Raw genomic sequence first — 13,610 nt, 5'->3', positions numbered from 1 at the left:
TCGTCACCCTCCAATATATGACATTTCAATTCGTTTCCCATTCCACGTTGTTTGTTTTCCGCGCTCTTCTGAATAACGATCGACTCGCTTTCGCCAAACACGTTCAATGGATGAAATGAGCTGTTCATCGCTCGCCCCAGCTCGCATCATACTTAATAAATCTGTCCCATTTGTCGCAAATAAACATGTATATAGCTTCCCATCAGCAGATAATCGGCTACGTGTACAGTCTGAACAAAAGGCGGCTGAGACAGAAGAAATAAAACCTACTTCCACATTCGTCCCTACGTAGCGATAACGCTTAGCTACTTCGCCAACATGACTAGAAGCAACCGGCTCAAGTGGCATATGTTCAGAAATGATGTCATATATTTGTTTGCTCGTCACAACATCATCTAACTTCCACCCATTTAAAGAGCCGACATCCATAAATTCAATAAAACGAAGTGTTACACCTTTCTTTTTAAAAAAATAAGCCATCGGTAAAATTTCATGATCGTTTAGCCCTTTTTTGACAACCATATTTACTTTTACATGGAGCCCTTCCGCAAGCGCTGCATCAATTCCTTCTAAAATGTGCTCAGAACGCACGCCGACTCCGTTCATTTTTGTAAAAATAGTATCATCGAGTGCATCTAAACTCACATTCACTCGCTTCATTCCTGCATCTTTTAATTTTTTCGCATACTTTTTCAAAAAAAATCCATTCGTCGTTAACGATACGTCGTGAACACCGTCAATGTTTGTCAGCATCGCCACAAGCACATCGATATTTTTTCTTAATAACGGCTCTCCTCCCGTTAAACGAATTTTTCTTACCCCGAGTTTGACAAACAATCGGGAAAAACGTTCCATTTCTTCAAATGTCATCAGTTGTTCCCGATCCATAAAACAATATCGTTTTCCTTCTATATCTGGCATGCAATATGTGCAACGAAAATTACAGCGATCTGTTACCGACATACGCAAATCTAATAATGGTCGTTCATATGCATCATATACCATCTTCATCAATCCCTCTTTTCGTTTATCGAGGTTCTATGTTCATGTTACTAAATCGCTTAACTGAGAAATGTGACGTACGTCACACAAACATATATGTTCATGATTTATTCAAATAAAAAAAACAAATGCTCAGGCGGTAAATATACTTTTTTATTATGCATATGTCGCCACTGTTCTTCACTCACACTAGCTTGCAATATAAAATGATCTGTTTGTATTGTCACATCATACGTATATACATGTGAGACAGCTCGAATGACGCGAAAAGAAAAGGCATTGTATATTGCATCATCTACAAAGCGAATATGATGCGAATGAATACCAACATATGTCGCTCCGCTCTTTTTTTTATGTGCAGGGACGATCAATTGTGCACCGTTGACATAACAAATAATCTGTTCTCCCTTTTCAGCAAACGTACAAGAAAATATATTTTTACAGCCGACAATGTTTGCGGCTTGTACATTTTTCGGTTCATAAAATACACGTTCTTTTTTTCCATGTTGTATTACGCGGCCACGATCATACAAAATAAGCTCATCGCATAATCGATATGCTTCTTCTAAATGGTGTGTCACAAAAAGAACGAGACCGGAAAAATGTTGTTGTAAATAAGAAAAACATTGTTGTTCCATCGCCTGTTTTGTATGTTGATCTAACGCTGAGAACGGCTCATCAAGCAATAATATACTCGGTTGTGTAACAAGCGTTCGCGCAAGTGCTACTCGTTGTTGCTGTCCTCCGGATAATTGGTGGGGGTAATGATTTTCATACCCTTTTAATCCGATATTTTCAATCATGTTCGTAACCGTATGTTGTACTTGCTTTTTTGGCCATTTTTTCAAGCCGAACGCAATATTCTCGTAAACGGTCAAATGAGGAAAAAGGGCATAATGTTGAAACATATACCCGACATTTCGATGACGGGCGGGGATGTGAATTCGTTTGTCCGAATGAAAAAATAAATGATTATTCAATTGAATAACGCCTTCATCTGGCCGTTGTAGCCCCGCAATACTTTGCAACGTTAAACTTTTTCCACATCCCGATGGACCTAAAATACCAATAACCCCTTTTTGTATTGTAAAATTTACATCTAATTGAAAATGCGAAAATGTTTTTTTAATGGCGACGTAAAGCATCGTTTTCTCCTCGCATCATTCGCTTCTCTAATCGTTTCATCGTATACAATAAAACAACAGATACACTCGTCATGATGATGACAAGTATATTTGCCATTTTTTTATTTCCTGCAAGCAATGCATCGTAAATAGCTATCGGCATCGTCATCGTTTCATTCGGAATGCTTCCTGCAACCATAAGCGTCGTACCAAAATCCCCAAGCGCACGCGCAAAAACAAGCGTAGTCGCTGATGCGATATTGCGCCAAGAAAGCGGGATGACGACAGTAAAAAAAATATCCCACTCCGATCGTCCAAGTACGCGCGCCGCATTCAACAATTGCTGGTCAATACTTGCAAATGCTGCCCGTGCCGTCTTCACAAAAAACGGCAAAGCGACAACAAAAGCGGCAACAACGGCTCCTGTCGGTGTAAATACAATCAAAATCCCAAATGTTTCTTCCAACCAACGACCAATTGGACTTGAGCGACCAAGTAGCACAAGTAAATAGTAACCGAGAACGGTTGGGGGCAATACGATTGGCAACGTCAATAAAGAATCGAGTATGTCACTCCATTTATGATGAGAACGGCTTAAATAGTAAGAAATGGGCAATCCGACAACAAGAGCACAAACCGTGGCTATTGTTGCTACTTTTAATGACAGAAAGAGCGGAAAAAGATTGACCGCCTCCACAATTATTCCTCCTTAGGAATGATAAAACCGTATTTTTTCATGATGCTCGTGCCAGTCGGCCCTTTTAAAAATGCGAGAAATTCGCGCGCTTCTTTTTCATGTTTCGTTTGCTTAGTGATAACGATCGCTTGTCGAATCGGTTCGTGCATATGTTCATCAATAAGGTAGAATGGAAGATGATGATCCTTCATTAGTGCAAGCGCGACAATCGCTACTTCAACATTCCCCGATTCCACATAAGCAAGTGTATCAGCAATATTTTTTCCGTAAACAAGCTTCGGTTCTACTTGTTCCCAAACGCCAGCTTTCATTAATGCTTGTTTTGCTGATAACCCATACGGTGCATGATCCGGATTGGCAATTGCCACTTTTTTCACTTCTTTCTTTAATAAATCTTGTAATGACGATACAGCTACTCCATTTTTGACAGCCATGCCAACGCGACCGAAGGCGTATACGTTTTTTGTTTGTTCAAGCGCGACATGGTCACGAACAAGTTCATCGACATATTCTACATTCGCCGAAGCAAACATGTCAAAGGGAGCCCCTTGTTTAATTTGTTCTGCTAGCTGACCACTCGAACCGAAAATGAACGTAACGTCTATCCCTGTTTCATTTTTAAACTGCTCTCCAACTTCTTTAAATGCATGAGTTAAATCTGCTGCTGCGGCAACTTTAATAGATGGTGCCGCATTTGGTTGAGCGATGTGAGGATTACATGCCACTAATGACAAAATCATAATAAAAAACCATATTTTTTTCACTTTCGTCCCCCCACATATCAATAAAAGGGAATATCTATTATAGATATCCCCTTCTATTCTTCTAACATTTCACTTCTGCATTTTTTCTAGCATAATAATACCAGTTTAATGCAAGCGATACAACATAAAATGCGATAAAGAAGTAAAATGCTGTAATTGGTGTCCCTGTATTTTGAGCTGCCCAACCGAATAGTTTCGGAATGAAGAATGAGCCATATGCGGCAAATGCTGCTGTAAAACCAAGAACAGGTGCCGCTTCTTTTGGCGGGAAGATGATTGGAATCATTTGGAATGTTGATCCTGATCCCATCCCTGCAGCAATAAATAAAATCAAGAAAGATACGATAAATCCGATAAAGTGTTTTTCCGTTGTAAAATACATGACTGCCGCAGCACCAAGACCCATGACAATTAAAATGTAGTTTGTGACGCGCGCGCCACCTAACTTATCGGACAACCATCCCCCAACCGGACGGAATGCTGCTGCTAAAAACGCTCCCAAGAAGGCAAGTGATACGTGTTCTGGGAATTGTGATTTTAATAAAAGTGGAAACGCTGCCGCATATCCGATAAATGAACCGAATGTCGCAACATATAACCATGTCATAATCCATGTATGTTTTCGTTTCACAATCACAAATTGTTCAGACACAGATTGTTTGGCGTTTGGCAAGTTATCCATACCGAAATACGCTAAAATAGTAAAGAACACAATGGGAATAACCCAAATAAATGCCGCATTTTGCAACCAAACTTTTGAGCCGTCTGCGAGTACTTGTGGTTCACCGCCGATCGCTCCAAATACACCAACAGTTACGATTAAAGGGGTGACAAATTGAACGACAGATACTCCCATGTTTCCAAGACCGCCATTAATACCAAGCGCTGTCCCTTTTTCTTTTTTCGGGAAGAAAAAGCTAATATTAGCTAATGCAGATGAAAAATTTCCACCACCAAGTCCACAGAGAGCTGCTAGTAATAACATAACCCAATACGGCGTATTCGGGTTTTGTACCGCTAATCCAACACCGACAGCTGGAATGAGTAACACCCCTGTCGAAAAAACGGTCCAATTTCGTCCACCAAATTTTCCGACTGCAAACGTGTAAATGAAGCGTAGTGTTGCTCCAACAAGTCCTGGAACAGCAGCTAACGTAAACAATTGGCTTTGTGTAAATTGAAAACCAATGTCGTTTAGCCTTGCTGCAACAATGGACCAAATTTGCCAAACGATAAATGCCAACATTAACGTTGGAACAGAGATCCAAAGATTTCGACGAGCATGTTTTTTCCCTTCTTTTTCCCAAAACAAAGGATCTTCTGGGTTCCAATATGAACCGATGCGGCTTTTCCGTTCAACATGATCTGAAGCCGTTTTCAATGTTTGACTCATAAAGATCGTCTCTCCTTTTTTGAAGTATGATTGTAAAAATAATTGCTGTACTTTTATCATAAAGAAAGAGTGTCAATAAGAATGTGATACGCATCACATATTTTCAAACGTTCATACAATGTTAAAAAATAATGTTTAAGCGATTGTTTTTCGCAATCGTCTCATGATAAGCATTGCAACAAACATAGTTGCTGCTACCCACCAAAAGCCATATGAATACGAATTCGTCCATTGTTTAAACATACCTAAAATATTCGGTAAAAAGAAGCCTCCTAAACCGCCAGCAGCTCCAACGAAACCTGTTAATAGTCCAACCTCTTTAGGAAATATAGTTGGAATAACTTGAAATAGTGCACCATTTGCTGTACCGAAAAAAATAAGTGTAATAAATAAAAGAGTTAACGCAACATAAACAGGCGGGAGCGTACCAACAACGGCTAACGTCACAGTAGCGCCTGTAAATAACCAAACGAGCAATTTCATTCCACCATATTTATCAGCTAAATAGCCACCAATTGGCCGAACAAAGCTTCCCGCAAATACGACAAGCGTCACAAAATCCCCTGCCGTCACTTTATCTACTCCGTATTGATCGAAAAAGAATAGTGTTAAATAGCTCGTCATTCCGACAAATCCACCAAAAGATAAGCTATAAAAAAAGCTAAACAACCACGTTTCCTTCATTTTCATCACGCGCGTATATTCCGATATTTTTGCTGGTTTTACCGCAGTCGGGCATTCTTTTGCGAAGATGATAAATACAATAAAAGCAACAAAGAGAGGAATGAGCGCTAATCCAAATACACTGTTCCAGCCATATGCTTCCGCAATGCGCGGGCCAAACAACATTGCTAAAACCGTTCCGCTATTTCCCGCACCTGCAATTCCCATCGCCAAACCTTGATGTTCTTTCGGATACCAACGGCTTGCTAAAGGAAGAGCGATGGCAAAACTAGCCCCTGCTACTCCTAATAACAATCCAAGCGCATAAATTTGTGTCAATGTATCAGCAAACAACCAACCCCATAACAGAGGAACGGATGTCAAAACCATTCCGATCATTCCCATTTTCTTACCACCGAATCGGTCTGCTAATAGTCCCATTGGAATACGAAGCAACGCTCCTCCTAATACAGGGATTCCTACCATCATTCCTTTTTGTGCAGGTGTCAATCCTAAGTCTTCCACAATAAATGTCCCTGTTGCCCCAAGAATTACCCAGATCATAAAACTAATATCAAAGTACAAAAAAGATGAAAGAAGTGTTGGTAAATGCCCCACTCGGAGAAACTGTTTGAATCGCTCCATTTCGATTTCCCCCTTCGTTTTATCATTTGACAATTTTATCGTAAAAAAATTTATCAATTGCTACTGTTATATTGTTCACAATTTTTGTTATGTTCACAAAACTTTCATACGTTCTTTCTTTTCACTTGCAACATGATGTAAATCACAATAAGATGAAAAAGAGGGGATGCCGGGTCCCCTCTTTACCTTACTTTTTTGCTGGAGGAGGCGGAGTTTGACCTGGAAAACTGTCTGTAATGGCATGATCTTTTTTCTTAAATGGATCCGCTTCATTATAGACAGCTTCCATCCGCTCCTCAATTTCTTTTTTCAGCTTATCTACGTCAATTCCTTTTTTCATTAACTCTTCTGTCGCAATTAAAATGGCTTGATTAGATTCATCAATGGACTTGCTCAACGTCGCCATCGTTCCTTGTGGATTATGGAATCCTGTTGAGTTTTCTGCAGCGACGATATCCCAATACCATTGACCTTTTCTTATATGTTCTTGGGCTGCTTTAATTTTTGATTCGTCTACTTTTGCTGTAATCATTTTATTCACATAATAATGCGCAAACACTGATACTTCTTCCGCTTTATGAAGCATTTCCATATGCGTCGTTTGAATTTCTTCTACACGCGTTTTTATCCATTCTTTTGACTTATCTGCATGACATGTTAAACAAGATTGTTCAATCGTTTTTAATGGCGATGTCCAGTAATGGGACGTAATTTTCTTTTTGCCGTCTACCCGTTCATACGGCATATGGCAATCTGCACAAGACACCCCTGCTTTTCCGTGAGGTCCTTCAATCCATGTCTCAAACTCTGGATGTTGTGCTTTTAACATCGGTGTTCCTGACACGTTATGAATCCAGTCTTTTTCAAATCCTTGCTGTTTACCAATCTCCTCATAATACGCATACATTTCTTCAGGTTTAAATCCTTTTGCCCATGGGAATGTTACTTTTGATTTCGATGGCTCAAAATAGTACTCTACATGGCATTGCGCACATACATATGAGCGCATTTCGTTTTTCGTTGCTTTCGTGACATCGACACCACGAGTTTTCATTGCTTCAATAAAACTTGGACGTGTAATTCGTAAATCCATCGTTTGTGGGTCGTGGCAATCGGAACAACCAATTGGGGAATGTCCCATGGCCTCTGCCTTCGGCCAAATGACTTGATTAAAGTTTGCCCCCCAATAATTATCGCCCATTTCTTCAATTAATTTTGGTACAGCTGTACTTTTACAAGTTAAGCACGATCCGACTGATTTGTCGGTAATCCGTTTAATATTGCGTACATCTTCTGTTGCATACACATGTCCACGATCTTCGTTGTATTCTGTCGCAAAACCATATCCATTAAATAAAATTGGTAAATACGGCTCTTTATCATGTTCAAACTTGCTACGTTTTACAGATCCCCCATATTTCGTATCTTCTTCCTTCTTATTTTTCATATAACTTTCATAATGCAACGGAAACAAATCTTTAAATGCTTCGTTGCGATATTCATCTTTCGCAAGTCCTGTGCTTTTGCTTTGTTTGGCCGCTTCCTCTGTTTGACTACAACCAACAAGGATAAGAAGAAGCGACCCAAGAAGCATGAAAGCCCGTTTCATCACCTTAAAACCCTCCTTTTCTATTTAATAATGTTCCCGAAGGCAATTGTTCATCAAATTCTTTTGTTTTAAATGTCGCCTTTCCATGTGGTACGTCACGATGGCAACTAAAGCAGTTTTCTTTTGCGTCATGCGAAACGTTTTGAATCGTTGCTTCATGACAACTTATACAGTTTTTATTAATGACATCTTTTGAAGCTGTTGTTGCATGAAGCACTTTCGGTATTTTTTTAGAACCTAGCGTGTTAAAGTAAACGTGCGTCATACCCGCTTTTGCCTTAAAAACAAGCTTATTTACTACGTTATCGTGTGGCAAGTGACAATCGTTGCATGCTATATTTGCGTGCGTCGATGCTGCAAACGAATCGTGTGCCTCGTTCATGATGTGACAGTTGCTACAAAATTGAGCTGAATCTGTATAACTCAATGTTTCTGCAGCCGCCACTGTGCCAACAATTCCAACAAATAGGAAGACGATAACGAGAACCTTTTTATCAAGACTGAACAGCTTCTTCCACATACTTTCACCTCCTTTCTTACGTACATGATCTATGACAACGCTCCGAAAGAAGCGTTGTTATCATTGTATTGCTTCAACTTTTTCAATGAGTGTTTCTTTTGTGACCGGACCGACGATCTTTTCACGAATGACACCATGGCGATCAAGAATGACCGTTTCCGGTTGACCAACAATTTGGAATCGCTTTGAAATCTTTTCATCCACATCGAGTAAAAAAGGCAGAGACGTTTGATGCTTATGAACAAACTGTTGTACCCAACTTTTCGGTTCACCTTTTGAAATAATAAATATGTTCGCTTGTTTATACTGTTTATAAAAAGCTTCTAATTCAGGAAGCTCCTCTTCACACGGTTCGCACCATGTAGCGAAAAAGTTTAACACCGTTACTTTTCCCCTCGTTTCTTCCACTTTCCATATTTGACCGTCTAACGTTGGTAATTGAACTTCTTCAACAATATCGCCAACATGAAGCTTTTCTTGTTTTTTATTGACAACGAGCACAGCAATCATAACTATTATCATAAATGTCGCAAACCACCATACGTTTTTTTTCATTTCACCATCTTCCTATTCTGTTTTTCTTGCAAACAATGTTCAATAAACTGTAACTGTTCGTTCAGTTTGTTTTCACGTCGGAAAAGAAAGAACAAGTATGAAAAAATGATCAACCAAGCAACTGCGTAAGCACTAAATAAATAAACCATTTGACATCCCCCTTACGAAAAATGTGTATACACTTGTTCCATATACATTTTTACTTTTTCTTTCATTCGTGCAATACGAACACCTTTTCTGACGAGAACAGCATAAAGAAGCGTCATCGCCACCACACAAACAATTAACGTAAACAACATTTCTGGCTCTACCCCTCCGCCCTTTTGATTTTTTCCATCTCCAAAAACAACAGGATGCAAGCGAGAGTTCCACCAACGAATAGCCATAAACACAATCGGAACGTTAACGAACGCCACGAGACCGAATGCTGAAGAAAAACGAGCAACTTTATGTCGTTCCCCATCGGATTGACGCAACAGTAAATAACCGATATACATAAAGAACAAAATCAACGTTGTCGTTAACCGCGGTTCCCACGTCCACCATGTATTCCATGCACTACGCGCCCAAATGGGCCCCGTCGTTAATACAATGGCTGTGAACACGACACCAATTTCTGCTGACACTCCCGCTACGTGATAAGCTAACTCATTCGATTTCCAAATGACGAACAAGCTACAAATAAACACGACAAAAAACGCTAAAAAACTTACCCATGCTGATGATACGTGAATGTAAAAAATTTTTTGTACAACCCCCATTTGTACTTCGATCGGTGACCAAATAAACACCATGTATAATGCGATGAGCATACAAACTGTCGCACACGCAAGCAAAATGGCATCAAGTTTCTTCATCTCCTCACTCTCCTAATACAAAATCAACTAACCAATAGCAAACGGTAAAAAAGATGCAATCATACGCAATCATCATCTTTAGCCAACTGAACGTATCATAAATTTGATTTTCAGCAAGAAACAATATTTTTGTAGACTGCGCTCCTGCAATAAGCAACGGACTGATCATCGGTAAAAGCAAAATGTAAAACAATACTTTGTTTGATATACATGCTAAAAATGTACCAACAATCGAAAAGCCAAATAAACCAACGATCATGACAACGAAGAAAAGGGAAAGATGATGATAATAACGAAAATCAAATAGTATAAATAAAAGTGGGACAACGATGACGTTCGTACAAAAAAGAATAATAAAATTTGCGATTGTTTTCCCCATGTAAATTGCACTTTTTTCAATTGGTGCAACGAGCAACCCCGTAAAACAATCATTATATAACTCATAGGACATAGAACGTTCAAAACACATCATACCTGTGAAAATCGTCACAATCCAAATAAAACCAGGAGTAATTTGTTTCAATAAATCTTGTGTAATCGTAAAGGAAAAACTATACGTTGTAATCATTAATAGTGCAAAAACGAGAATAAACATGACGTTTTGCTTCTCTTTATACTCGTAGTAAAGCTCTTTTTTCGTAATCGTCCATATTTGTTTTATGTTCATGGTTCATCCACCAATGTTTTGTAAATTTCTCTTATATGTTCCGCTTTTGTTTGCACACTTTCAGTAGCTATTGTTCCTTTGTATAGAAAAACGACTTTATTGCTTATTTTTTCAATATGACTAAAGTCATGTGTCACCATCATAATCATTGATTGTTTCTCTCTTTCTTGTTTCAACAAGTGGAAAAGCAATTGCACTCCATCTTGATCTAACCCCGTAAACGGTTCGTCGAGAAGCAAAATGCTCGGTTCATGTAATAACGCACGCGCTAAAGATAACCGCTGTTTCATTCCTTTTGAAAATGTACGTACAGGGATATCCTTAAACACATATAAATCGACAATTTTAAGCCATCTTTTAATCGTTTCTTCACGGTTTTTTACTCCGTACAATTCACTGTAAAATCGTAAATTTTCTATTGGAGTGAAATTTTCATATAGAAAGTGATGATGTGAAATCCAACCAACCTGACTTTTATATTGTGCTAACTGTTTGTATACGTCTCGACCGTTCCAATACACATTTCCTTCATCAGCTTTATGAATACATGCACAAACTTTTAAAAGCGTTGTTTTTCCAGCACCATTCGGTCCAACAATGGAGAAACAATCCCCTGGTGTTACTTCCATGTTGATGTGTCGTAGTATCGGGCGCATACCAAGCTTTTTTTGAACGTTTTGTAAAACAATCATTCGCTCTCCCTCTTTTTAAAAAACGGGCTAACGATAAAATAGGAACATCCTGTAACAACGGCAATACTTATAACGATATACATATATTCCATTTAATTCCCCTCTTTCCGACGAACCGTTCGATAAATGACAAACGCCCCGAACATGAAGATGGCTATAGGTACAACCCAAGCAGTTAAGCTAAATCCACTTTTTTGCGGAACGACAAGCGCTTGTTCTCCCAGTTGTTCAACATAATAATTTAAAATTTCATCTTCACTTTTTCCTTTATTCAACATATCAAGAACTTCTTTGTAATACTGTTGCTTTACTGTGCACGTAGCGAGATCGTGTTCTTTATGCCCTTGCATAGCCAATTGATTCACAATACGTTGAAATAACTTAGAATTGTAATCATACGTTTGCGCAAAGACGCTAACCGGCAAAATACATACTAAAAAGAAACTGAACCAAAGCTTTTTTATCATTTTCTCCCCCCTTTCATCGGATGCGTCATCGCAATCACGGCTCCAATCATCATGATTACTCCCCCGATCCAAATCCATGAAACGAGCGGGTTTATTTTTATTAAAAATGTTGCACTTCGGTCGCTTTCCCACGAACTTAATACAATATATAAATCTTCAAATACGTTCGACTGTAAAGCAACTTCACTTGAAGGTTCCTTCCAATGATGATAAAACCATTTTTCTACCTCTAACACATTCGTCTTCTCATTATCCTCATGTACTTTTAGCGTTGCATACACAACATCTTTATCTTTTTCATACCGTTCATCTAACGACTTATACAACAATTTATAGTCTCCAATTTTCACACTTTCCCCAAGCGACAGCGTTTTCATCATTTCTTCGCTATATGCCTGTGAACCAATAACACCAAAAGCAATGAAAGCAATACCGATATGAACGATGTATCCTCCATACTTGCGGCTGTTATGCTTTAATAAATGAACAAGGATATGAACAATCGATTGTTGTGTTCCTTTTTTCTTTTTCCATACATCGCTAAATAATTCTATGATGTGTACAACAATCATGAACGTAACGATGAAACATGCCAAAATGACGTATAAATCTTTTTTTCCCATGACATATAACGCTACAGCTATACATCCGCTCACAATTGCAGGCATGCTTAAGCGCCGCAACATAACTGGAATAGATGCTGATTTCCACGGAACAATAGGACAAATAGCCATCAATAAGATAAGAGCTAGAAAAATAGGTGCTGTCACTTCATTAAAATATGGAGCACCAACATTCACTTTTCTTCCCATTATCGTTTCCGATACAAGCGGAAAGATTGTTCCCCAAAAAATCGCTATCATTCCGCCGATGAAAATTAAATTCGCAACTAAAAAGCTCATTTCTTTTGAAAAAATATGTTCGATCACTACTTTGTTTTGTTTCCATACATGTGCGCGATCAGCAACGACATACATCGTAACGATAAACATAACGATAATAAATACAAGGAAATATGTTCCTAACGTTGAATTTGAAAAAGCATGAACAGATGTTAACACGCCGCTTCGCACAATAAATGTTCCAAACAGTGAAAGAAAGTACGATACAATAACGAGTGCTACGTTCCATCCTTTCAGTATTTGTTTTTTCTCTTGCATCATGAGTGAATGTAACAATGCCGTTGTCGTTAACCATGGCATAAACGAAGCATTCTCAACAGGATCCCAAGCCCAATATCCACCCCATCCTAATTCGACATAAGCCCACCATGCACCGACTAGATTCCCAATCGTTAAACTAACCCATGCGATGAGCGTCCATTTTCTTATAAGAGGAACCCATATTGCACTCCAATCCTTTTGAAAAAGAACTCCAATTGTATAAGCAAATGGGACCGCTAAAGTAACATAACCGACATATGTGGAAACAGGGTGAATGATCATTCCCGGATGTAACAACATCGGATTCAGACCATTTCCATCTAACGGAATCGTTTTTGTCATTTTAAACGGATTTTCGTTTATTGATAAAACGAGAAAGAAAAATACAAGATTCATGAGTAAAACGAGAAGCGCATACGGCGTTAAAGCATGTGCCTGCGTACGTTTCGAATATGCGATAATGAAAGCAAATAAACTAAGCAAAAATGCCCATAGAAGAAGAGATCCTGCATTCCCTGCCCAAAGCGCGCAAAAACGGTAAAACCACGCTAATGATGAATTCGTATATGCGGCGACATATTTATACTCAAAATGGTTGGTTACTAGTAAATAAACAAGTAAACAAATCCCGATAGTCGCTGTAACAAAAACAGCAAAAACAGCGCCTTTACCGCTCTCCACATACGTTTCTTTTTTCTTCTTTATCCCATATCCATACGCCCAAAGGCCATATAGTGAAAAAATAAAGCTAGCGATCATTGTTGTGTATCCCAATATATACATAAAGCACCG

General features: G+C 38.8%; 15 protein-coding genes. All 15 read right to left on the bottom strand.

The features are described from left to right. Positions 1-3 precede the first annotated feature (3 nt). The 15 genes from moaA to K1I43_RS05730 all read right to left on the bottom strand — a co-directional run bounded on the left by moaA (position 4) and on the right by K1I43_RS05730 (position 13,601). Positions 4-1,005: a GTP 3',8-cyclase MoaA gene (moaA, locus tag K1I43_RS05800; RefSeq protein WP_019418483.1), complete on the bottom strand. Its 1,002-nt coding sequence runs from the start codon at positions 1,003-1,005 to the stop codon at positions 4-6. Positions 1,006-1,109: 104 nt separating this feature from the next. Next, positions 1,110-2,147, bottom strand: coding sequence for a sulfate/molybdate ABC transporter ATP-binding protein (locus K1I43_RS05795; protein WP_019418482.1), 1,038 nt, complete (start codon positions 2,145-2,147; stop codon positions 1,110-1,112). Beyond that, positions 2,128-2,823, bottom strand: a complete 696-nt coding sequence (gene modB, locus K1I43_RS05790) for a molybdate ABC transporter permease subunit (protein ID WP_019418481.1) — start codon at positions 2,821-2,823, stop codon at positions 2,128-2,130. Before modB ends, K1I43_RS05795 begins: the two co-directional genes overlap by 20 nt. A 2-nt stretch (positions 2,824-2,825) precedes the next feature. Beyond that, positions 2,826-3,587, bottom strand: a complete 762-nt coding sequence (gene modA, locus K1I43_RS05785; RefSeq protein ID WP_019418480.1) for a molybdate ABC transporter substrate-binding protein — start codon at positions 3,585-3,587, stop codon at positions 2,826-2,828. Between the two features lie 61 nt (positions 3,588-3,648). Further along, a complete protein-coding gene (locus K1I43_RS05780; protein WP_019418479.1) occupies positions 3,649-4,980 on the bottom strand; it encodes a NarK family nitrate/nitrite MFS transporter in 1,332 nt (443 codons plus the stop codon). Positions 4,981-5,115: 135 nt separating this feature from the next. Continuing rightward, positions 5,116-6,288, bottom strand: coding sequence for a nitrate/nitrite transporter (locus tag K1I43_RS05775; RefSeq protein WP_026011832.1), 1,173 nt, complete (start codon positions 6,286-6,288; stop codon positions 5,116-5,118). A gap of 187 nt (positions 6,289-6,475) precedes the next feature. Further along, positions 6,476-7,900 carry an ammonia-forming cytochrome c nitrite reductase subunit c552 gene (locus K1I43_RS05770; protein ID WP_019418674.1) on the bottom strand — a complete coding sequence of 475 codons (1,425 nt, stop codon included), beginning with the start codon at positions 7,898-7,900 and terminating at the stop codon, positions 6,476-6,478. A 1-nt stretch (position 7,901) separates the two neighbouring features. After that, positions 7,902-8,417, bottom strand: coding sequence for a NapC/NirT family cytochrome c (locus tag K1I43_RS05765; RefSeq protein ID WP_019418675.1), 516 nt, complete (start codon positions 8,415-8,417; stop codon positions 7,902-7,904). 60 nt (positions 8,418-8,477) lie between these two features. Further along, the gene (locus K1I43_RS05760; RefSeq protein ID WP_019418676.1) at positions 8,478-8,972 is read right to left on the bottom strand and encodes a TlpA family protein disulfide reductase; all 495 of its coding nucleotides are present in this window, start codon (positions 8,970-8,972) and stop codon (positions 8,478-8,480) included. Next, positions 8,969-9,121, bottom strand: coding sequence for a CcmD family protein (locus tag K1I43_RS05755; protein ID WP_019418677.1), 153 nt, complete (start codon positions 9,119-9,121; stop codon positions 8,969-8,971). The genes K1I43_RS05760 and K1I43_RS05755 overlap by 4 nt, the downstream gene beginning before the upstream one ends. Before the next feature lie 12 nt (positions 9,122-9,133). Beyond that, on the bottom strand, positions 9,134-9,829 hold the full coding sequence (locus K1I43_RS05750) for a cytochrome c biogenesis protein (RefSeq protein WP_019418678.1): 696 nt from the start codon (positions 9,827-9,829) through the stop codon (positions 9,134-9,136). A gap of 4 nt (positions 9,830-9,833) precedes the next feature. Beyond that, the gene (locus K1I43_RS05745) at positions 9,834-10,496 is read right to left on the bottom strand and encodes a heme exporter protein CcmB (RefSeq protein ID WP_019418679.1); all 663 of its coding nucleotides are present in this window, start codon (positions 10,494-10,496) and stop codon (positions 9,834-9,836) included. Further along, entirely contained in the window at positions 10,493-11,188 is a 696-nt protein-coding gene (gene ccmA, locus K1I43_RS05740; RefSeq protein ID WP_019418680.1) for a heme ABC exporter ATP-binding protein CcmA, read from the bottom strand. The genes K1I43_RS05745 and ccmA overlap by 4 nt, the downstream gene beginning before the upstream one ends. A 92-nt stretch (positions 11,189-11,280) precedes the next feature. Beyond that, positions 11,281-11,655 carry a cytochrome c-type biogenesis protein CcmH gene (locus K1I43_RS05735; RefSeq protein WP_019418682.1) on the bottom strand — a complete coding sequence of 125 codons (375 nt, stop codon included), beginning with the start codon at positions 11,653-11,655 and terminating at the stop codon, positions 11,281-11,283. Continuing rightward, positions 11,652-13,601: a heme lyase CcmF/NrfE family subunit gene (locus tag K1I43_RS05730; RefSeq protein WP_019418683.1), complete on the bottom strand. Its 1,950-nt coding sequence runs from the start codon at positions 13,599-13,601 to the stop codon at positions 11,652-11,654. The genes K1I43_RS05735 and K1I43_RS05730 overlap by 4 nt, the downstream gene beginning before the upstream one ends. Between the last annotated feature and the right edge of the window lie 9 nt (positions 13,602-13,610).

It is taken from the genome of Anoxybacillus sp. ST70 (assembly GCF_019553625.1).
GTDB classification, from domain to species: domain Bacteria; phylum Bacillota; class Bacilli; order Bacillales; family Anoxybacillaceae; genus Anoxybacillus; species Anoxybacillus gonensis.
Note: the sequence above shows the minus strand (reverse complement) of the source record. Positions and strands in the feature narration are given on the sequence as shown.